This window comes from Nocardioides terrae (assembly GCF_900112345.1).
GTDB lineage: Bacteria > Actinomycetota > Actinomycetes > Propionibacteriales > Nocardioidaceae > Nocardioides > Nocardioides terrae.
Genome location: NZ_FOLB01000001.1, coordinates 252,021 through 273,661, shown reverse-complemented (window position 1 = coordinate 273,661; position 21,641 = coordinate 252,021). Strand labels below are relative to the sequence as shown.

The 21,641-nt window shown below is 73.3% G+C and carries 16 protein-coding genes; 11 read left to right on the top strand and 5 right to left on the bottom strand.

Going from position 1 to position 21,641, the window contains the following annotated elements; genetic code table 11:
* The first annotated feature begins 195 nt into the window (after positions 1–195).
* From BM236_RS01305 to bar, 7 genes are all read left to right on the top strand, one after another.
* Positions 196–864, top strand: coding sequence for a lysophospholipid acyltransferase family protein (locus BM236_RS01305; protein ID WP_091119292.1), 669 nt, complete (start codon positions 196–198; stop codon positions 862–864).
* 96 nt (positions 865–960) lie between these two features.
* Positions 961–3,120 carry a hydantoinase/oxoprolinase family protein gene (locus BM236_RS01300; protein WP_091119290.1) on the top strand — a complete coding sequence of 720 codons (2,160 nt, stop codon included), beginning with the start codon at positions 961–963 and terminating at the stop codon, positions 3,118–3,120.
* Positions 3,117–5,024, top strand: coding sequence for a hydantoinase B/oxoprolinase family protein (locus BM236_RS01295; RefSeq protein WP_091119288.1), 1,908 nt, complete (start codon positions 3,117–3,119; stop codon positions 5,022–5,024). Before BM236_RS01300 ends, BM236_RS01295 begins: the two co-directional genes overlap by 4 nt.
* A 70-nt stretch (positions 5,025–5,094) precedes the next feature.
* A complete protein-coding gene (locus BM236_RS19175) occupies positions 5,095–5,769 on the top strand; it encodes a hypothetical protein (RefSeq protein ID WP_217645177.1) in 675 nt (224 codons plus the stop codon).
* A 4-nt stretch (positions 5,770–5,773) separates the two neighbouring features.
* Positions 5,774–6,520 (top strand): SDR family oxidoreductase, encoded by a 747-nt coding sequence (locus BM236_RS01290; RefSeq protein WP_245750065.1) that lies wholly within the window; start codon positions 5,774–5,776, stop codon positions 6,518–6,520.
* A gap of 143 nt (positions 6,521–6,663) precedes the next feature.
* On the top strand, positions 6,664–7,617 hold the full coding sequence (locus BM236_RS01285) for a carbamate kinase (protein ID WP_091119284.1): 954 nt from the start codon (positions 6,664–6,666) through the stop codon (positions 7,615–7,617).
* On the top strand, positions 7,618–8,709 hold the full coding sequence (gene bar, locus BM236_RS01280) for a barbiturase (protein WP_091119281.1): 1,092 nt from the start codon (positions 7,618–7,620) through the stop codon (positions 8,707–8,709).
* A 1-nt stretch (position 8,710) separates the two neighbouring features.
* Here bar and BM236_RS01275 read toward each other — a convergent pair whose 3' ends face one another.
* From BM236_RS01275 to BM236_RS01265, 3 genes are read right to left on the bottom strand one after another with little or no spacing between them, the layout of a single operon-like run.
* The gene (locus BM236_RS01275; RefSeq protein WP_091119279.1) at positions 8,711–9,010 is read right to left on the bottom strand and encodes a hypothetical protein; all 300 of its coding nucleotides are present in this window, start codon (positions 9,008–9,010) and stop codon (positions 8,711–8,713) included.
* Positions 9,011–9,029: 19 nt separating this feature from the next.
* Positions 9,030–9,398 (bottom strand): TfoX/Sxy family protein, encoded by a 369-nt coding sequence (locus BM236_RS01270; RefSeq protein WP_091119277.1) that lies wholly within the window; start codon positions 9,396–9,398, stop codon positions 9,030–9,032.
* A gap of 9 nt (positions 9,399–9,407) precedes the next feature.
* The gene (locus tag BM236_RS01265; protein WP_091119275.1) at positions 9,408–10,562 is read right to left on the bottom strand and encodes a CaiB/BaiF CoA transferase family protein; all 1,155 of its coding nucleotides are present in this window, start codon (positions 10,560–10,562) and stop codon (positions 9,408–9,410) included.
* Between the two features lie 134 nt (positions 10,563–10,696).
* Between BM236_RS01265 and BM236_RS01260 the strand changes: the two genes are divergently transcribed.
* Complete coding sequence (locus BM236_RS01260; protein ID WP_091119273.1) at positions 10,697–13,909, top strand: ATP-dependent helicase; 3,213 nt, start codon at positions 10,697–10,699, stop codon at positions 13,907–13,909.
* On the top strand, positions 13,906–17,091 hold the full coding sequence (locus BM236_RS01255; RefSeq protein ID WP_091119271.1) for an ATP-dependent helicase: 3,186 nt from the start codon (positions 13,906–13,908) through the stop codon (positions 17,089–17,091). The genes BM236_RS01260 and BM236_RS01255 overlap by 4 nt, the downstream gene beginning before the upstream one ends.
* On the opposite strand, the gene BM236_RS01250 is transcribed toward BM236_RS01255, so the two are convergent.
* Positions 17,064–18,140 carry an NAD(P)-binding domain-containing protein gene (locus tag BM236_RS01250; protein ID WP_091119930.1) on the bottom strand — a complete coding sequence of 359 codons (1,077 nt, stop codon included), beginning with the start codon at positions 18,138–18,140 and terminating at the stop codon, positions 17,064–17,066. The genes BM236_RS01255 and BM236_RS01250 overlap by 28 nt on opposite strands.
* 62 nt (positions 18,141–18,202) lie before the next feature.
* On the opposite strand from BM236_RS01250, the gene nudC reads away from it, so the two are divergent.
* Positions 18,203–19,114 (top strand): NAD(+) diphosphatase, encoded by a 912-nt coding sequence (gene nudC, locus BM236_RS01245; protein ID WP_175507492.1) that lies wholly within the window; start codon positions 18,203–18,205, stop codon positions 19,112–19,114.
* Between the two features lie 9 nt (positions 19,115–19,123).
* Here the strand turns inward: nudC and BM236_RS01240 are convergent, their stop codons facing one another.
* A complete protein-coding gene (locus BM236_RS01240; RefSeq protein ID WP_091119268.1) occupies positions 19,124–19,378 on the bottom strand; it encodes a mycoredoxin in 255 nt (84 codons plus the stop codon).
* A gap of 134 nt (positions 19,379–19,512) precedes the next feature.
* Between BM236_RS01240 and BM236_RS01235 the strand changes: the two genes are divergently transcribed.
* Positions 19,513–21,573: an ATP-dependent helicase gene (locus BM236_RS01235; RefSeq protein ID WP_091119926.1), complete on the top strand. Its 2,061-nt coding sequence runs from the start codon at positions 19,513–19,515 to the stop codon at positions 21,571–21,573.
* Positions 21,574–21,641: the final 68 nt, after the last annotated feature.

Genomic DNA, 21,641 nt, shown 5'->3' with positions numbered 1-21,641 from the left:
AGCGCGGGGACCGGAGGCGAGGAGCTGTCGACCGAGAGGCTCACCCGTGATCGGTCAAACCGAAGGGCCCTTGCGACTCATACTCGCGAGGGCCCTTCACCTATGTGAGCAGGTCCCGGTCGCCAGGCCGGGAAGGCGCGCCGACAGCGAGGCGCAGGTTTCCGAGACCGACCGGTAACCGTCAGGATCGCGAGCATGTTCTACGACGCCGTGCATCGTGTCGTCCCGCCGCTGCTCCGGGCCGTCTGGCGACCGGACGTGCAGGGCCTCGAGAACGTCCCGCGCAGCGGCGGCGTGATCCTCGCCAGCAACCACCTCAGCTTCGTCGACTCGGTGGTGATCCCGTCCGTGGCGCCGCGCACGGTCGTCTTCCTGGCGAAGTCGGAGTACTTCACGACGCCCGGGGTCCGCGGAGCGGTCCAGCGGGCCTGGTTCGAGGCGCTCGGCATGCTGCCCATCGACCGCGACGACACGAAGTCGGCCCTGGAGAGCCTCGACGTCGCCCTCGACGTGCTGCGCCGCGGTGAGGCGTTCGGGATCTACCCCGAGGGCACCCGCAGCCGCGACGGCCGGCTCTACCGCGGCCGCACCGGCGCCGCCCATCTCGCCCTCACCGCCGGCGTCCCGATCGTCCCCGTCGGCCTGCGCGGCACCGAGCGGATCCAGCCGATCGGCTCGAGCATCCCGCGGGTCGTGAAGGTGCACGTCACGTTCGGCGAGCCGATCGACCCGCGCGGTCGGTACGACGGCCTGCCGCTCGGCAAGGCCCGCCGGCTGCTCACCGACGAGGTGATGACGGCGATCCAGGCGCTGACCGGCCAGGAGGAGGCCGGCGTCTACAACGAGCGGGCCGCCGACGTCTGACCGCCCGGCCCGCCGACGACATCTGACAACGAAACGCCGGTTCGTCGGCACATCGTGCCGTCGCCGGAGCCGTCGTACGGCCGAAACACTTGCCGCATGCGACCGCCCCGCAGCATCAGGATCGGGATCGACACCGGCGGAACCTTCACCGACGTGGTCGTGTTCGACGAGACCACCGGCGAGGTGGTCACCACCAAGACGCCGAGCACGCCGCACGACCCGGCCGAGGGGTTCCTCGCGGGCGTCGAGAAGGGGCTCGGCCTGATCGGTCTCGGAGCGGAGGACGGTCAAGCGATCGCCGCCGTGTCCCACGGCACGACGGTGGCCACCAACCAACTGCTCGAGGGCAAGGTCGACCGGCTCGGGTTCATCACCAACACCGGCTACGAGGCGATGCTCGAGATCGCCCGGCAGTCGGTGCCCGACGGCTACGGCAACTCCTACTTCTGGGTCAAGCCCGACCGGATCGTGGCGCGCGACCGGGTGAAGGGCGTCGAGGGCCGCATGGACTTCGAGGGCACCGAGGTGCGTCCCTTCGACGAGGCGGGTGCCCGTGAGGTCGCCCGCTGGTTCCGCGAGCAGGGCGTCGGCACCCTGGGCGTGAGCTTCCTGCACTCCTACGCCAACCCCGCGCACGAGGAGCGGATGCGCGAGATCCTCACCGACGAGCACCCGGACGCCGTCGTCTCGATCAGCTCGGAGGTGCTGCGCGAGTACCGCGAGTACGAGCGCTCGATGACCACCCTCGTCGACGCCGCGGTCAAGCCGCGGCTGCGCTCCTACGTCGGCAACATCAAGGGCCGGCTGGCCGAGCTCGGCGGCCCGCCGTTCTACGTCATGAAGTCCAACGGCGGCGTGCTCTCGGCCGACGAGGTCGTCCACCAGCCGATCACCACCGTGCTCTCGGGCCCGGCGGCCGGCGCGCTCGGCGCGGCGCTCATCGCCAAGGTCGCCGGCTTCTCGCGGATCCTGACCAGCGACGGGGGCGGTACGTCGACCGACGTCTCCGTCGTCATCGACGGCGAGCCGACGCTGACGACCGAGGGCTCGGTCGGCGCGTTCCCGTCCAAGATCCCGATGATCGACGTGGTCACCGTCGGCGCCGGCGGCGGCTCGATCGCCTGGCTCTCGCCGGAGGGATCCCTCAAGGTCGGCCCGCAGTCGGCGGGCGCCGCGCCCGGCCCGATCTGCTACGGCTCCGGAGGGGCCGACGTCACGGTCACCGACGCCCACGTCGTGCTCGGCCGGATCCCTCCGCACCTGCTCGGCGGGGAGATCCCGCTCGACGTCCCGGCCGCGCGCGCCGGCCTGGAGGCGCTGGCCGGGAAGCTGGCCATGACGCCCGAGGCCTGCGCGACCGGCATCCTCGAGATCTCGGCCTGGAACCAGGCCAACGCGCTGCGCCAGGTCACCGTCAAGCGCGGGCTCGACGTCCGGGACTTCACCCTCGTCACCTTCGGCGGCTCCGGCTCGCTGCTGCTGTGCCGGCTGATGGACGTGCTCGGCATCCCGACCGTGCTGGTGCCGCCGAACCCGGGCAACGTCAGCGCGTTCGGGCTGCTCACCGTCGACGTCAAGAACGACTACGTGCAGACCCACGTCTCGCTCGCGTCGGCGCTCGACCCGGGCGACGTCGCGGCGATCCTCGACGCGCTGACCGCGCGGGCCGCGGAGGCGCTGACGGGCGAGGGGTTCACGGCCGAGCAGCACCAGTTCGCGCGCACCGCCGACCTGCGCTACTTCGGGCAGGCCTTCGAGGTCCGCGTCCCGGTCCCCGACGGCCCGGTCACCGCGGCGACGCTCGCCGTCGTCGCGGACCGGTTCCACGCCGAGCACCGCTCGACCTACGGCTACGACTTCGCCAGCGACCCGACCCAGCAGGTCGAGTGGGTCAACCTCCGGGTCTCCGGCATCGGGCCGATCCAGCGCCCGGAGATCAGGAAGGCAGGTCTCGATACGCCTCCGCCCAGCGGCTCCGGCCACTCGACCGGCGAAAGCGTCGGTGGTCGAGAGGCGAGCGCCAGCGAGCGTATCGAGACCGCGAGGCCGGTCTGCTTCGACGCCGCCGAGGGGTACGTCGACGCGCCGATCCTCTGGCGGCCCGATCTCGCCCCCGGCGTACGCGTGGAGGGGCCGGCCATCGTGGAGGAGTTCGGCTCGACCGTGCCGATCCACCCGGGCTTCACGGCGACCGTCGACGCCTACCTGAACCTGATCGTGACCCGCGCCCACGAGGAAGAGGCAGGCGGAGCATGAGCCGAAGAGTGCCCACCCAGTTCCCGTTCGGCCACCTGACCGCCGACGAGGGGAGGAGCGCCGACCCGGTGCTCGTCGAGATCGTCCAGGGCAGCCTGGCGGCCGTCGAGCAGGAGGTCGAGACCGCCATTGCGCGGACCAGCCGCAGCCCGATGATCCGCGACGCGCACGACTTCCGCGCCGGCATCCACGACCGGCTGCTGCGCAAGCTCACCGGCCGGTCCTACAGCGCCCTGGTCCACCCGGTCGCCCGGGACTTCCCGATCGAGGAGATGCGCGAGGGCGACGTCTTCTTCCACAACGACGTCTACCGCTCCGAGGGCGGCATCGGCCACCTGCCCGACCTGTGCGTGACCGTCCCGGTGTTCGCGAGCGGCAGGGTCGTCGCCTTCGTGCAGGCGTTCGGCCACCACGACGACATCGGCGGCGCGGTGCCCGGCTCGATGCCGAGCGCGGCCACGAGCGTCTTCGAGGAGGGGCTGATGGTCCCGCCGATCCGATTGTGGGACGCGGGCGTGCCCAACCGCTCGGCCCTGGCGATCATGACCCGCAACTCCCGCATGCCCGAGTCATTGGCCGCCGACCTCGACGCCGAGTGCAGCGCCTGCCTGATGGGCGCGAGACGGCTCGGCGAGCTCTTCGAGCGGTACGGCGTCGGCGCCGTCGAGGCGGCCTTCGACGCGATCATCAGCCGGACCACGGACACCTACCGACGCGAGATCATCGCGAAGATCCCGTTCGGAACGTGGACGTGGGAGGACTACGCCGAGCACGACGGCGTCGACGAGCCGATGCTGCACACGCAGCGGATCACCCTGACCCGCACGGGCGCCGACGACCCCGGCGGCGAGCGCATCATCCTCGACTTCGACGGCACCGGACCGCAGGCCAAGGGGCCGATCAACCACTGCGGCGACTACAGCGACGGTGTCTTCCTCAAGAAGTGGCTGGCGCCGATCCTGCGCAACCTCGCCGACACCCCGGAGCGGATGGCGGAGCTCGACGTCAACGAGGGGATCGTGCCGCTCATCGAGATGCGGTTCCCCGAGCCGGGCACGCTGCTCACGCCGGTCTTCCCGGCGCCGACCAACGCGCGGACGTTCGTCATCCTGCGGCTCCTCGGCGTGCTCGCAGGGGTGGTCGCCAAGGCGGTCGACGGGCAGATGCCGGCCGACCAGGAGACCATCCGCTACACCGGCGTCTACGGCGAGGACCGCGAGGGCCGCCCCTATCTGATGCGCGAGGTCCTCGGCGGCGGCTCGGGCGGGCGACCGCACGGCGACGGTGAGGACACCATCCACGTCGTCCCCGACTCCAGGAACCTCCCGACCGAGTTCACCGAGGCGCGCTTCCCGTTCCGGGTGGAGTCGCTCAGCCTCGCCGTGGACAGCGGGGGAGCGGGCAAGCACCGTGGCGGGCTCGGCTACGAGAAGCACATCCGGATGCTCAAGGACGCCCACTTCATGTCGATCGCCGACCGCTCGATCCTCGCCTGCTGGGGCGTCGCCGGGGGCCGTGCCGGCCGGCCGTTCCAGGTCACGATCGACCCGGGCGGCCCCGACGAGCGCGAGATCGACGCGCTCGCCGACGCCGCGCCCGTGCAGGCCGGCGAGGTGATCCGGATCCGCACCACCGGCGGCGGCGGCTGGGGCGACCCGCTCGAGCGCGACCCCGCGTCGGTCGTGCGCGACGTGCTGTGGCGCAAGGTCTCGCCGGCGGCCGCCCTCGACGACTACGGCGTCGTGCTCACCGGCGAGGGTGACCTGCTCGGCTTCGACGCGGAGGCGACGGCCGTCGAGCGGGCGGGCCGCTCGCGGGTCGCCGACGTGTTCTTCGACCGCGGCCCGGGCTATGCCGGGCTGAGTGGCGGGGCGGCGTACGCGGAGGTCGACCTGCGGCCCTGAACCTGTGGGCTTGTGATCTCGTGAACAGCAGGGCACTGTGAAGAGAGATCGAGTTCAGCGAGGTGACAGCATGAGCACCAAGACCGCCTGCCTGATCGACTACGTCGGCTCGACGCACGACGACCTGGCCGCTCGCATGGAGACCGCCCGACACATGCAGGGCACGCGCGACGACCCGCGCCTCGAGAGGCACCGCATCGACGACTTCCTCGGCGGCACCTCCCGGCACCTGCACGCCATCGACGACGTGATGCTGCCCGAGTACGCGAAGGTTCCCGACGGCAAGGCCCTGTGCCACGACCTCACCGCGTCGGTGAAGCGGCTCGAGGTGCTGCTCTACCACGTGAACGCGCACGAGTACGGCTCGACCATCGAGGGGCACTACGCCTGGCCGGAGCTGTGGGCCGACGTCGAGCAGGCGCTGGGGGACGAGCGTCGGCACGAGGAGGAGCTCGCCCGCCGGCTCACCGAGCGACTGGACGACGAGCGGCTCGCCGAGCTGACCGGCCGGATCCAGCGGGTCGAGCCCCAGGAGCCGACCCGGCCGCACCCGCACCAGCCGCACGGCGGCATGCTCGGCAGGGTCTCGCGCGGCGTGATGCGGCGGACCGATGCCTTCTGGGACATGGCCCAGGGGCGGATCGTGCCCGAGCCGGAGCACGAGCCGAAGAGGAAGCCGGGCCTGCTCGGCCAGTACCTCCTCGGCAGCCCCCGGATGGGCCAGGAGGACGACCGGCCAGAATGAGGCCGTGGACGCTGCCGACCTGACCCGAACACTGATCACCGGGGGCACCCGAGGCATCGGTGCCGCGATCGCGCACCGGCTCGCCGCGTCCGGGCACGACCTGGTCCTTGCCTACCGCGCCGACGCGGAGGCCGCCGAGGCGACCGCCGCGTCCGTGCGCAGCCTCGGCGTCTCCTGCGACCTGGTCGCCGCCGACCTCGCCGCGGCGGACGGCGTGGACAGGCTCTTCGAGACCGCCGGGAGCCTCACCGGCGTCGTCAACAACGCGGGCTGGGCCGGTCCGCTCGGACCGCTCGCGGACACCGATCCCGAGGTCGTGCGACGCGTCGTCGAGGTCAACCTCGTCGCTCCGCTGCTCGTGGCCCGCGCGGCCGTACGACGCCTCGGCCGGTCCTACGGCGGATCGGGCGGTGTCCTCGTGAACATCAGCTCCGGGGCGGCGACGATCGGCTCGCCGGGGGAGTACGTCCACTATGCGGCGGCCAAGGCCGGGCTCGACACCCTCACGCTCGGCCTCGGCAAGGAGGCCGGGCCCGACGGCGTGCGCGTCGTCGGCGTCGCCCCCGGGGCGATCCGCACCCGCATGCACGAGGACTCCGGGGACGCCGAGCGGCTCGACCGGATCGGCGGCGCCGTGCCGCTCGGCCGGCCCGGCGAGCCCGACGACATCGCCGCCACCGTCGCCTGGCTGATGAGCCCGGAGGCGTCGTACGTCACCGCGACGACCGTCCGGGTGGCCGGCGGCCGCTGACGGTCGCTGCTGAGCACGCTGGTCGAGGAGGTCGCGCAGCGACCGTCGCGAGACCGAGTGCGTAGTTGTCGCCGAACATCCGGGCCACGGCGCGGCAACACCTGCCCATGCCGCGGCCCGGTGCGCGCCCCTAGCGTTCAGGCATGAGAGTCCTCGTCGCGCTCGGCGGCAACGCGCTGAGCAGCCCCGACGGGCGCGCCCGGCCCGAGGACCAGATCGCGGCGGCCGGCCGGGCGGCCGACGGGCTGGCGGACCTGGTCGCGGCCGGCCACGAGGTGGTCGTCACCCACGGCAACGGGCCGCAGGTCGGCAACCTGCTCGTCAAGAACGAGATCGCCGCCGCGGTCGTCCCCCCGGTCCCGCTCGACTGGTGCGTCGCGCAGACGCAGGCGACCATCGGCGTGATCCTGGCCAACGCGCTGGAGCTCGCCCTCCAGGCGCGCGGCGCCCACCGGCCGGTGGCGGCGCTCGTCACCCGCACCCTCGTCAGCGCCGACGACCCGGGCCTGCTCGAGCCGTCCAAGCCGATCGGGCGCTACCTGCCGCGCGAGGAGGCGCAGACCCTCATCGGCCACGGCGAGGTCTGGCGCGACTTCGGGGACAAGGGCTGGCGCCGCGTGGTTGCCAGCCCCGAGCCCCAGGAGGTCCTCGACGTGCCGGCCGTCCTGGCCATGGTCGCCAACGGGTACGTCGTCATCGCCGGCGGCGGAGGCGGCGTGCCGGTCGTCCGCGACGGACCCGACGCCCGGCTGCGCGGGGTCGAGGCGGTCATCGACAAGGACCTGGCCGCGGCGGTGCTCGCCGGCGCGGTCGAGGCCGACGTGCTCCTCATCGCGACCGACGTCCCGCAGGTCCTGCTCGGCTACGGCACGCCGCAGGAGCGGCCGCTGGACCGCACCACCCTGTCGGAGCTGCAGGCCTACGCCGACGACGGCGAGTTCGGCGCCGGGTCGATGGGCCCGAAGGTCGAGGCCGCGCTCCGGTTCGTCCGCACCACCGGGCGGCAGGCATCGATCTGCTCGCTCGACCACATCGTCCCCGCCCTCGCCGGCGCCGCCGGCACGAACGTCTCGCCAGACCCCGAAAGGAAGAGCTGAATGCCCGCGATCGAAGTCCGCAAGGTGCCGCTCCATCACGTCTCCGACGCCTCCGAGCTGGTCAAGCTCATCGACGACGGCGTGTTCGAGGCGACCCGCGTCATCGCCGTCGTCGGCAAGACGGAGGGCAACGGCGGCGTCAACGACTACACCCGCATCCTGGCCGACCGGGCCTTCCGCGAGGCACTGGTCTCCCGCGGCGCCGACCCCGAGGCGGTCAAGGAGATCCCGATCGTGTGGTCGGGCGGCACCGACGGCGTGATCAGCCCGCACGCGACGATCTTCGCGACCGTCGACGCCGAGGCCACCGACGACCTCCGGCTCACCGTCGGCTACGCGATGAGCGAGGAGCTGCTGCCCGAGGACATCGGCCGGGTCGCCATGGTCGAGAAGGTCGCCGCCGCGGTGAAGGTCGCCATGGAGCGGGCCGGGATCACCGACGTCGCCGACGTCCACTACGTGCAGACCAAGACGCCGCTGCTGGTGCTGAAGACGATCGCCGACGCGCACGCGCGGGGGAAGACGGTCTTCACCGATGACACGCTGCACTCCATGGACGTCTCCAACGGCGGTACGGCGCTCGGCATCGCCGTCGCGCTCGGTGAGATCGACATGCCGACGGACGAGCAGATCATGCGCGACCGCTCGCTCTTCTCGGCGGTCGCCTCCTGCTCCTCGGGCGTCGAGCTCGACCGTGCCCAGGTGGTCGTGGTCGGCAACGCGCGCGGCGTCGGCGGGCGCTACCGGATCGGTCACTCGGTGATGGGCGACGCCCTCGACGCCGACGGGATCTGGGAGGCCGTCCGCTCGGCCGGCCTGGACCTGCCCGAGCGGCCGCACCCGACCGACCTCGACGGCCGGCTGGTCAACGTCTTCCTCAAGTGCGAGGCCTCGCAGGACGGCCACGTGCGCGGTCGCCGCAACGCGATGCTCGACGACTCCGACGTGCACTGGCACCGGCAGATCAAGGCGGCGGTCGGCGGTGTCACCGCCGCGGTGACCGGCGACCCGGCCGTGTTCGTCTCGGTCTCCGCCGCCCACCAGGGGCCGGAGGGCGGCGGCCCGGTCGCCGCGATCGTCGACCTGGGCTGAATCAAGGACGCGGGTTGGTCCGGCGCCACGACTTCTCGTCGCGGCGCTGGCCCATCGCCGCCGCGCACCGCGGGCACACCTCCTGGACCTGGTCGGCGTCTCGACCGGTCGCGGGCTGCACCTCGGCCCACGGGATGTGCGGGAACCTGATCAGCCCCGCCTTGCTCAGCGGGAGGCCGCAGAGCGTCTGGTTGGTGCGCGGCACCCACGCGTGGACGATGCCGGTCGGTGACCGGTAGCGGTCATCGGGGTCGGTCCAGCTGCCCGATGCGGCGACGGCGGCGTCCTTCGGCGGCTTCACGCCGACCCGGTAACCACGCTCAGCCGTTCTTGTCCGAGCCCTTCGGCCGCCTCGGGGTCTTCGGGGTCTTCCGGACCTTCGGCGGCGTGGCCTGCGCCTCGGCGACGGCCGGCCCGACCCAGCCCGCAAGCGCGTCGTCGGTCGCCAGCGCCGCGGCGGGGACGCGCATGAAGCCCGTCATGACCCGCTCGCCCATCCGCATCTCCTCGGCGCCGCGGGCGGCGGCAGCCTCCGGGTCGTCGACGCGGACCAACAGTCCGTCGCCGGAGAGCGAGAGCGCCATGTGGGTGTTCACCATGAACGCCAGACCGCCGAACATCCTCGTCTCCGCGGTGCCTGGCGGCACCAGCTCCCGCACCCTCGCGGCCAGCTGCTCGTCGTACGCCATGGGGCCAGGCTAGGCCTCGGCGAACTCCGCCCGCGCCGCCTCGGTGTGCTCACCGAGCAGCGGGGGAGCGAGGTGCGTCTCGCGGGCGCCGGAGTAGGCGTTGTCGTCGAAGCGCAGAGGCGAGCCGGGCAGCTCGATCGGGCCGAGCGTGGCGTGGTCCACGGTGACCACCAGGCCCTGCGAGCGGGTCTGCTCCCACTCGTAGACGTCGTCGAGCGTGCGGACCTTGCCCGACGGGACGCCGGCCGCGTCGAGCAGGGCCAGCCAGTGCTCGGCCGGGGCGGACGCGAAGTCGCTCTCGAGCCGCTCCACGAGGGCGGGCCGGTTCGCGACCCGCTCGCGGTTCGTCGCGAACCCGTCGACGGCCGGGTCCCACCCCAGCGTGCCGCAGAGCGCCCGCCACAGCGACTCCGAGCCGCAGGCGATCTGGATCGGCGCGGTCGCCGTGGCGAACATGCCGTACGGCGCGATCGACGGGTGGTGGCCGCCGGCGAGCCCCGGCACCTCCTTGGCGACCGTCCAGCGGGTGCCCTGGAAGGCGTGGAACCCGACCATGCCGGCCAGCAGCGAGGTCCGCACCACCCGTCCACGCCCGGTCGACGCCCGCTCGTGCAGGGCGGCCAGGACGCCGACGACGCCGTTCACCCCGGCCACCAGGTCGCCGATCGGGACGCCGACCTTGGTCGGCGCACCGACGCCCGTGAGCGACATGATGCCGCCCTCGCCCTGCGCGATCTGGTCGTAGCCCGCCCGCGAGGCCTCCGGCCCGTCGTGGCCGAAGCCGGTGATCGACAGCACGATCAGCCGCGGGTTCAGCTCGTGCAGGCGGTCCATGGAGAAGCCGAGCCGGTCGAGGACGCCGGGGCGGTAGTTCTCCATGAGGACGTCGGCCCTGGCGACCATCCGCTCGAGCAGCCGGGCGTCCTCCGGGCTCTTGAGGTCGAGGACGACCGACTCCTTGTTGCGGTTGGCCGAGAGGAAGTACGTCGAGGTGTGCTCGCTGTCGTCCATGAACGGCGGCCCCCACGACCGGGAGTCGTCCCCGTTGGGCGGCTCGATCTTGATGACCCGGGCACCCAGGTCGCCGAGCGTCATCGCGGCGTGGGGGCCGGCGAGGGCCCGGGTCAGGTCGAGGACCAGCAGGTCGGCGAGGGGACCGGTCATGCGCGCCAGCCTCACATCGGCCGGGACTGCCTCGGAATGGCATCTCTCGACCAATGTCGCGACCGGGTTCGGGCAATCCGGCGGTTCGGGCGGCGTCGGAGGTGTCGGTGGCACATGATGGAGTGGTTCCTGCCATGAGCCCCACCGTCACCTACCGTCTCGCCGACCCGGCGCCCGCGCCGGCGCCGCCGGCCCTCGACGAGCACCAGCAGCGCGTCGTCGACCATCCGGGCGGGCCGCTGCTCGTCCTCGCGGGGCCCGGCACGGGCAAGACGACGACGCTGGTCGAGGCGATCGTCGAGAGGATCGAGCAGCGCGGGGCGCAGCCCGACCAGGTGCTCGCGCTGACGTTCTCCCGCAAGGCGGCCGACCAGCTGCGCGACCGGATCACCGCTCGCCTGGGCCGGACCATGAGCGCGACGCCGTGCTCGACGTTCCACTCCTTCGCCTACGGCCTGATCCGCGCCTACGCCCCCAAGGAGCTCTACGAAGCGCCTCTGCGGCTGCTCAGTGCCCCCGAGGCCGACGTGGTGCTGCGCGAGCTGCTCGCCGACCACCCGGAGTCGGTGCACTGGCCCGACAGCCTGCGCCGCGCCCTCGGCACCCGTGGCTTCGCGCGCGAGGTGCAGGCCGTGCTCTCGCGAGCGCGGGAGAAGGGGCTCGAGGGCGAGGACCTTCGGCTGCTCGGCGAGCAGGAGCGGATCCCGGAGTTCGCCGCGGCCGGCCTCTTCCTCGACTCCTACCTCACCAACCTCGACAGCCAGGGCGCGACGGACTACGCCGACCTGATCCGGCGCGCGACGATCGAGGCGCAGGTCCACCGCGACGAGCTGCGCGCGCGCTACCGCCATGTCTTCGTGGACGAGTACCAGGACACCGACCCGGGCCAGGTCGCCCTGCTGCGTGCTCTGGCCGGCGATGGCCGCGACCTGGTCGTCGTGGGGGACCCTCACCAGTCGATCTACGGCTTCCGCGGCGCCGAGGTCCGCGGGATCCTCGAGTTCCCCACCGAGTTCCCGCAGGCGAGCGGTGCCGCCGCCCCGGTCGTCGCCCTGCGCACGACGCGGCGCTTCGGCCCGCGGCTCCTGGTCGCCGCGCAGCGCGTCGCCGGCCGCATCGGCCTGCCGGGCACGATCGACGAGGAGGCCAGGGAGGCCTTCCTGGCGCCGCAGGCCGACGGCCCGGCCGGACGCGTCCAGGTGATGACGTTCGACAGCGAGCGCGCCGAGGCCGAGCACCTCGCCGACCTCCTCCGCCGCGCCCACCTCGAGGACGGCATCGGCTGGGACGAGATGGCGGTCCTGGTCAGGTCCGGCCGGTCGACCATCCCGCCGCTGCGCCGTGCCCTGGGGGCGCTCGGCGTCCCGGTCGAGGTGGCCGGCGACGAGGTGCCGCTGGTGCGCGACCCCGCGGTCGAGCCGCTCCTCGCGGCGCTGCGTGCGGCCCTGAATCTCGGCAACGACGATCCCGAGCACGCCGACTTCGTCGACCACGCCCAGGTGGAGGGCATCCTCACCGGCCCGCTCGGCGGCCTCGCCGCCCCGGACGTACGCCGCCTGGCGCGCGCCCTGCGCAGCCGGGAGAAGGTCCGGGCGGCCGAGGAGGAGCGGCCGGTCCGGTCCTCGCGCGAGCTCCTGCGCGACGCGCTGGTCGACCGGGACTTCCTGGCGGGCGTCGACGACGACGCCGCCGTGTCCCGGGCCTGCGCGACGGTGGAGCTGCTCCACCGCGTCGCCGAGATGGAGGAGGACGGCGCCAGCCCGGAGGAGCTGCTCTGGGAGCTGTGGTCGTCGACCCGGTGGCCGGAGCGGCTGCAGCGGGCCGTCGAGCTCGGCGGCGGCTCCGCGCGCCGGGCCAACCGCGACCTCGACGCCATCCTCGCGCTCTTCGACGCCGCCGCCCGGATCGAGGCGCAGCGCGACCGGGCCGGGGCCCGCACGTTCCTCGAGCTCCTCTCCGCCCAGCAGATCCCGGCCGACACGCTCGCCGAGCGAGGCGCCCGCGGTGCGGCCGTGCGGCTGCTGACGGCCCACCGGTCCAAGGGCCTGGAGTGGCGGCTCGTCGTCGTCGCCCACGTGCAGGCAGAGGCGTGGCCGGACCTGCGCCGGCGCAGCAGCCTGCTGCAGCCCGACCGGATCGGCGACGACGGGCTCGTCCCGCCGCTGACCGCCCGCGAGCTGCTCGCCGAGGAGCGACGGCTGTTCTACGTCGCCTGCACCCGCGCCCGCGAGCGGCTGATCGTCACCGCCGTCCACTCCGACGACGACGAGGGCGAGCAGCCCAGCCGCTTCCTCGACGAGCTCGGCGTGAGCGTCGAGCGCACCATCGGGCGCCCGCGCCGGCCGCTCTCCCTCGGTGGTCTCGTCGCCGAGCTGCGCCGCGTCGTCGCCGACCCCGAGACCGAGGAGCCTCTGCGGCTCGCGGCCGCCCGCCGGCTGGCCCGGCTGGCGGGGGAGTCGCGCGGCGAGCGCCCGCTCGTGCCGGCGGCCGACCCGTCGACCTGGTGGGGGACCCGCTCGGCGTCGCGGTCGGTCACCCCGCTGCGCGACCCGGCGAAGCCGGTGCCGATCTCGCCGAGCGTCCTCGACGGGCTGCTGCAGTGCCCCACCCAGTGGTTCCTCTCCCGCGAGGCGGGCGGGATCGCCGCCTCGCACCAAGCGGCCAACGTCGGAGAGATCGTCCACGCGCTGGCCCAGCGGGTGGCGACCGCCGACCTGCCGCCCGACGTCGACGTGCTGATGGAGCACGTCGACGCGGTCTGGAGCCGGCTGAGCTTCCGGGTGCAGTGGGCCAGCCAGCGCGAGCACGCCCGGATCCGGTCCGCGCTCGAGCGGTTCGTCGCCTGGCACCTCGGCAATGCGCGGAGGCTGGTCGACGTCGAGGTCGCCTTCCGGGCCGACGTACGCCTGGACGACGGGGAGACCGTGACCCTCACCGGCCGGGCCGACCGGCTCGAGCTGGATCGCAACGGCCACGTCGTCGTGGTGGACCTGAAGACCGGGAAGAACCCGCCCAGCGACAGGTCGGTCGAGTCCAACGCCCAGCTGGCCGTCTACCAGCTCGCCATCGACAGCGGCGGCGTCGCCGAGCACGCGCCGGGTGCGGGCAGTGGCGGTGGAGAGCTGGTCCAGCTCGGGATGCCCGATCCGGCGCTGGCCGTGAAGGTCCAGCGCCAGGAGGCCCACGACGACACCGGCGCCGTCCGCGCCGAGCTGCGCCGCCAGCTCGCCGTCGCGGCGCAGCGGCTGCGAGCCGAGGAGCTGCCGGCCGTCTCGGGGGAGCACTGCAAGCGCTGCGACTACCTCAGCCTCTGCCCGATCAGGGGCGCCGGGGCGGTGACCGCATGAGCGCGCGCGATGTCCGCACGCCCGAGGAGCTCCAGGCGATCATGGGGGAGGACCACCCCGCCTCGCCCGAGCAGTGGCAGGCGATCACGGCGCCGCTCGAGCCGGTCGTCGTCATCGCGGGCGCGGGGTCCGGCAAGACCACGCTGATGGCGGCGCGTGTCGTCTACCTCGTCGTCACCGGCCAGGTCCGGCCCGACGAGGTGCTGGGCCTGACCTTCACGACCAAGGCGACCGCGCAGCTGCGCGCGAAGATCCGCCAGGCGCTCGACAACGCAGGCGTCCTCGAGGAGGACGAGGAGGGCGAGGTCCTCGAGCCCACCGTGTCCACCTACAACGCCTACGCCGCCGGTCTGCTCACCGACCACGGCCTCCGCATCGGCCACGAGCCCGACACCCGCGTGATCACGGACGCGGCGCGCTACCAGCTGGGTGCGCGCGCCATCGACCGGCACGGCGGCGAGGTCGTCCTGCTCTCCGACCACCCGCCGACCGTCATCCAGTGGCTGCTCGCGCTCGACAGCTCCCTCAACGAGCACCTGCGCGAGCCCGACGACGTGCGGGCGCACGACGCCGACGTGCGACGCGGCTTCGAGCGTGCGCGCGAGGAGGAGCTGGCCGGCAAGGCGCGCAAGACCTGGCTCGAGCCGGTCGAGAAGGCGCTCGACGCGGTCGAGCGACGCGAGGAGCTGCTGCAGCTCGTCGAGACCTACCGCCGGGTGAAGGCCGACCTGCGGCTCATGGACTTCTCCGACCAGATCGCGCTCGCCGCGCGGCTCGCCGACGAGCAGCCGGAGGTGGGCGCCGCGGAGCGGCAGCGCTTCAAGGTCGTGATGCTCGACGAATACCAGGACACCTCGACCGCCCAGGCGATCATGCTGTCCCGGCTGTTCGGCGAGGGCCACGCCGTGATGGCGGTGGGCGACCCCAACCAGGCGATCTACGGCTGGCGCGGCGCCTCGGTCTCCAACATCCTCGGCTTCGCCGACACCTTCCCCCGCCGCGACGGCGGCCAGGTCCCGCTCTTCCACCTCACCGTCAACCGTCGCTCCGGCAGCCAGATCCTGGCCGTCGCCAACGAGCTCGCCCAGCCGTTGTACGACGCCACGCCCGGCGTCCGGCCGCTCGTGCCCGACCCGCGCAAGGGGGAGGGGCGGGTCACCGCCCGGGTCTTCGAGCGGCAGGACGACGAGCTCGCCTGGCTGGCCGAGGAGGTCAAGATCGCTCACGCCGCGCTCGCGGCGGACTCCGAGCCGGCCTGGTCGCGGCTCGCGGTCCTCACCCGCGACAACGCCTCCGCCGAGCGCGTCTTCGACGTGCTGACCACCGCCGACATCCCGGTGGAGATCGTCGGCCTCGCCGGGTTGCTGCGGTTGCCCGAGGTCGCCGAGATCGTCGCCGTGCTCCACCTGCTCCACGACGTCACGGCCAACGCCGCGCTGCTCACCCTGCTCAACGGACCACGCTGGGCGATCGGCCCGCGCGACCAGAAGCTGCTCGCCCTGCGCGCCCAAGGGCTCGCGGGCGGCCGTCGCACGGCCGAGGCCGGCTCGATCGCCGACGCCATGGTCGCCATCGCCGACGGCATCGACCCAGCCGAGCTGCCGGCCCTCGACGACGCACTGGCCGACCCCGGCGACCCGGCCCACTGGCCCTACTCACCCGAGGCGCGGGAGCGGTTCGGTCTGCTGGCCGGCGAGCTGCGCTTCCTGCGCTCCCACGCGGGCGAGCCGCTCCTCGACGTGGTGCGCCGCGTGATCGACACGATCGGGACCGACGTCGAGCTGGCCTCGGCCACCGGGCCGGCCGCCGCCACGCGGCGCGACAATGTCGACCTCTTCGTCAAGGCGGTCGCCGACTTCCAGGCCATCGACGGCGACGTGTCGATGGCCGCGCTGCTGGCCTACCTCACCGCCGAGGAGGAGGAGGGCAGCGGGCTGGAGCTGGCCACCCCGTCGGCGGCGGACTCGGTCAAGCTCCTCACCGTGCACCGCTCCAAGGGCCTGGAGTGGGCGGAGGTGTTCCTCGTCGGCGTGTGCGAGACGGTCTTCCCGTCCAACCGCACCCGGCCGACCTGGCTGACCACGCCCTCGGTGCTGCCGTCCCGGCTGCGGCGTGACGCCCGCGACCTGCCCCACCTCGAGGGCTTCGACAAGCCCGCCATCGACGCCTACCGCGCCGCGGTGAAGGTGCACGAGGCCGCCGAGGAGCTCCGCCTGGGCTACGTCGCCTTCACCCGCGCCGAGGACCGGCTCTCGGTGACCAGCTATCTGTGGACCCCGCGCAAGACGCCGTTCGGCCCCTCGGCCTACCAGGCGGTCGTCCGCGAGCACCTCGAGGCGCGCGGCACCGCCGTGGACTGGCTGGTCAAGCCGGACCCCAAGCAGACGCCGAACCCCTACGCCGCCGTCGATCCGTCCCGGCCCTGGCCGGCGACCGGTCCGGGCGCGGAGGCGCGCCGGCGGCTGGCCGCCGCCGAGCTGGTGCGCAGCGTCGACGCGACGGCCGAGGACGACCTCGACATGGTCCAGGCGGCACGGGTCGCCGAGTGGGACGAGGAGATCGACCGGCTGGTGGCCGAGGCCCGTGCCGAGGCCGAGCAGCAGGTCGTCGTACGCCGCCCGCAGAGCCTGTCCGCCACAGCGCTCGCCCGACTCCGCGACGATCCGGAGGCGTTCGCCCGCGAGCTGGCCCGGCCGGTGCCGCGGCAGCCGTCGTCGGCGGCCCGGTTCGGCACCCGCTTCCACGCCTGGGTCGAAGCGCGGTTCGGCCAGCAGGACCTCTTCGACCCCGACGAGCTGCCGGGGCGCGGCGACGCCGACATCGTCGACGACGCCGACCTGGCGGAGGTGGTCAAGGCGTTCGAGGCGGGCGACTTCGCCGACCGGCCGCCCCACCGCGTCGAGGCGCCGTTCGCGCTCGTCCTCGCCGGTCAGGTGGTGCGCGGGCGCATCGACGCCGTCTACCGCGAGCCCGACGGCTCGTGGCTGCTCGTCGACTGGAAGACCAGCAGGGCCGCCACCGCCGATCCGCTCCAGCTGGCGATCTACCGCGTCGCCTGGGCCGAGCTCCAGGGGGTGCCGCTCGAGCAGGTGCGCGCGGCGTTCGTCTACGTCCGCACCGGCGCGATCGTCGAGCCGGCCGATCTACCCGACCGTCAGGCGCTGGAGGCGCTGCTGAGCTGATCGCGATCGAGCCAGGCGGCGACCCTTCGGGCGGCGAACCGGCCGGCCCGGTTGGCGCCGATCGTCGAGGCCGACGGGCCGTAGCCGACGAGCTGGACGCGCGGGTCGGCGACGGCGGTGGTGCCGAACCGGTCCAGCTGGATGCCGCCGGCCGCGCTGCGAAGGTGGAGCGGGGCGAGGTGCCTGATCGCGGGCCGGAATCCGGTCGCCCACAGGATCACGTCGGCCTCGCGGAAGGTGCCGTCGGCCCAGCGCACGCCCGACGGCTCGATCGAGGCGAACATCGGCAGGCGTCGGTCATAGACGCCGAGCTGACGGGCCGCCTCCTCCTGCGGCCGCAGCATGAGCCCGGTCACCGACACGACGCTGGCGGGTGGCAGGCCGCGGCGTACCCGGTCCTCGACGAGGGCCACGGCCGCGGCACCGGCCTCCCGGTCGAAGCCGCCGGTCCGCCACACCGGCTCGCGCCGGGTCACCCACGTCAGGTCGCGAGCAGGGTCGTCGACGGCGAGCGCGAGCTCTCCGAGCAGCTGGACCGCCGACGCGCCGCCGCCGACGACGACCACCCGGCGGCCCCGGAAGTGGTCGGGCCCGGGGTAGTCGTGGGTGTGCAGCTGCTCGCCGGCGAACGTCGCGCCGGCCGGGTAGGAGGGCAGGTGCGGCTGCGACCACGTGCCCGTCGCGTTGACGATGGTCCGGGTCGGCCACTCCCGGGTGCCTGCACGGACCCGCAACAGATCACCGGCCGGCTCGACCCGGTCGACGCGCACCGGCCGGATGACGGGCAGGTCGTGATCGCGCTCGTAGTGGGAGAAGTACGCCGGCACGACGACGTTCACCCGACCCGGGTCGACCGGCGGCCGACTGTCGGGGAGCTCGGCGATGCCGTGCACGTCGGCCATCGTCAAGGAGTCCCAGCGGTGCTGCCAGGCACCGCCCGGCGCCTCGTCGGCGTCGAGCACGACGTGGTCGATGCCGCGCCGCCGCAGGTGGTGGCTGGCCGAGAGTCCCGCCTGCCCGGCGCCGATGACGACGGAGTCGAGAGGCATGTCCACGACCTGCTCAACACCCGGGCCTGCCGCCTTATTGCCGCAGGCCCTAGGTTGGCCACGTGCGCACCGACACCCATCCGCACGAGCGCCTCGCGGGCATCGCCCACGATCGGCTGCACGCCCATCGCGACGACGAGGACTGGCTCGACCGGCAGTGGCGGCACCCGGAATCACGCGCGATGCTCGTGGCCGGCAACCGGGTGCGGATGACCGAGGGCCGGATCGACTGGGTGCGCCCGACCACGGCCCCGACAGGCGTCCGCCTCCTGCTCGGCGACCGGGCGGGGCAGACCCGGTTCGCCGTGGTCCTCGGCGCCGACGAGGGGGGCGAGGACTGGCTGGCACTGCGTGGCCTGCTGCCGACCCTCGCGTCCGGCGAGGCCGAAGGGGAGGCGACCCTGGTGCTGCACGCCCTCGGGATGGCCGAGTGGCTGCACGCCACCCGCTTCTGCCCGCGCTGCGGCCGCCCGCTCACGCCGCAGCAGGCCGGTCACCAGCTCGTCTGCAGCGACGGCCACGTCCAGTTCCCCCGGAGCGACCCCGCCGTCATCATGCTGGTCACCTTCGGCGAGCCGGGCGCCGACGAGGAGCGCTGCCTCCTCGGCCGCCAGCGGGTGTGGCCGGAACGGCGGTTCTCGACGCTGGCCGGCTTCTGCGAGCCGGGGGAGTCGCTGGAGAACGCGGTCCGCCGCGAGGTCGCCGAGGAGACCGGCGTACGTGTCGGCGAGGTGACCTACTTCGGCAACCAGCCGTGGCCGCTGCCGGCGAGCCTCATGCTCGGGTTCACCGCCCGTGCCGACAGCACCGACATCGAGGTCGACGAGGACGAGATCGTCGAGGCGCGTTGGCTCACCCGTGCCGAGCTGCGCTCGGCAGCGGAGTCCGGAGACGTCCAGCTGCCGAGCGGTGTCTCCATCAGCAGGTCGCTGATCGAGGCGTGGTACGGCGACCGGCTGCCCGGCACCTGGTGAGCGAGAGGCTCAGCCGGCCAGAGCGGCGAGCTTCTCCTTGATCTGGATCACACTGGGGTTGGTCTGCGCGGATCCGTCGGCATAGACGAGGGTCGGCACCGTCTGGTTGCCGTTGTTGACCTGCTCGACGATCTTGGCGGCGTCGGGGTGCTGCTCGATGTCGACCTCCTCGAAGGTGATGCCCTCGCGGCCGAGCTGGCCCTTGAGGCGCTGGCAGTAGCCGCACCAGGGGGTCGAATACATCGTGAACGTCTGGGCAGCCATCTGGACTACTCGCCTCCGCTTTCTCAGGGATCGTCGTACGCCTCAACCGTGCGGAGCGCGGAGTTGTTCCACCCGTCCACCGGGTGACGTGCACGTTGCGGACGCTGTCGGAGCCCGCCTCTAGGGTGGTCGCCGTGACAAGCCCCGACGCCCTCCTCGACGCGCTCGACCCGGAGCAGCGCCGCGTGGCCGAGGCGCTGCGTGGTCCCGTCCGTGTGCTCGCCGGAGCGGGGACCGGCAAGACGCGCGCGATCACCCACCGGATCGCCTACGGCGTCGCCACGGGCGTCTACTCGCCGACGGAGATCCTCGCGGTCACGTTCACCACGCGGGCGGCCGGCGAGATGCGCCAGCGGTTGCGCGGCATGGGCGCCGGCGCGGTGCAGGCCCGCACGTTCCACTCCGCAGCGTTGCGGCAGCTGCGCTACTTCTGGCCCCACGTGAACGGCACCGAGCTCCCGACGCTGACCGAGTCCAAGATCCCGATGCTGGCCCCGGCGGCGCGCCGTCACCGGCTCCGGGCCGACCAGGCGCTGCTGCGCGACCTGGCCTCCGAGGTCGAGTGGGCGAAGGTCAGCAACGTCCATCCGGACTCCTACCAGCGCGTGGCGCTGGCCCGCGGGCGCGAGGTCGGCAACGTCGACCTCGAGACCGTCGGCCGCCTCTTCGGCTCCTACGAGGAGGTCAAGCGCGAGCAGGGCCGGATGGACATGGAGGATGTCCTCCTGCTGACCGCCGGTCTCCTCGCCGAGGACGAGCGGGTCGCCGCCCAGGTGCGTCGTCAGTACAAGTGGTTCGTCGTCGACGAGTTCCAAGACGTCTCACCGCTGCAGTCGGCGCTGCTGGACCTGTGGCTCGGTGGTCGCGACGAGATCTGCGTCGTCGGCGACCCCGCGCAGACGATCTACTCCTTCGCGGGAGCCGACGCGGCCTACCTCCGCGGCTTCCCGGCGAAGTTCGCCAACACCACCAGCGTCGAGCTGGTCCGCAACTACCGCTCCAGCCCGCAGGTCGTCGAGACGGCCAACCGGCTGCTCGCCGGCTCGTCCAGCCACGGCGTGGAGCTGCGGGCCCAGCGCCCGGCCGGTCCCGCGGTGACCTTCCAGCCGCGTTCCGACGAGGTCGCGGAGGCCGAGGCGGTCGCGGCCCGGATCCGCCAGCTGCACGCCGACGGCCGGCCCTACGGCGAGATCGCCGTGCTCTTCCGCATCAACGCGCAGTCGGAGACGTTCGAGGACGCCCTGACCGGCGCGGGCGTCCCCTACGTCCTGCGTGGCGCCGCCCGCTTCTTCGACCGGCCCGAGGTCCGGGAGGCGGTCACCCGCCTCCGCGGCGCCGCTCGCTCGGGGGAGGGCGAGGAGTTCCTGGAGACCGTCCACGGCACCCTGGCCGGCATGGGCTGGACCTCGACGCCGCCCGACAACCGCGGCCAGGTCCGCGACCGCTGGGAGTCGTGGCAGGCGCTGATCGACCAGGCGGTCGCGTTCGCCGCGGCCGGCGGAGACACCCCGCCGACCTTGGGCGCGTTCGTCGACGACCTCGACCGGAGGGCCGCCGACCAGCACGCCCCCGTCGCCGACGGCGTCACCCTGGCCACCTTCCACGCCGCCAAGGGCCTCGAATGGGACTCGGTCTTCCTCGTCGGACTCCAGGACGGCACCCTGCCCATCAGCTACTCCCTCGACTCGCCTGCAGCCGTGGAGGAGGAGCGCCGGCTGCTCTACGTCGGCGTCACGCGCGCCCGGGTCGACCTCGCGCTGTCGTGGTCGGCGGCCCGGCAGCCCGGTCAGCGGGGCAGCCGCAAGCCGTCGCGCTTCCTCGACCCGCTGCTGCCGGACTCCGTCAGAGCCGGACAGCGGGCGGGCGAGCGGCCCACGGGTAGCCGCGGCGCCCGGATGTGCCGCACCTGCGGGCGGCCGCTCGGGACGGCGGCGGAGAAGCGGGCCGGTCGGCACGAGGACTGCCCGGCGCCCTACGACGAGGCGCTCTACGCCCGGCTCAAGGAATGGCGGGTCGCGACCGCGAGGACCATCGACAAGCCGGCGTTCGTCATCTTCACCGACGCGACGCTCGAGGCGATCGCCGAACGGCGACCGCTCTCCCGCAGCGATCTGCTGCGCGTTCCCGGCGTCGGCGACGCCAAGCTGACGGCGTACGGCGAGGACGTTCTCGCGATCGTGGCAGAAGTTCCTTGAAAAACAGCCCATAAATGATTTGCGGCCATTGACGAGCTCCCACTAGCGTTCTTCTCGACCCCGAAACC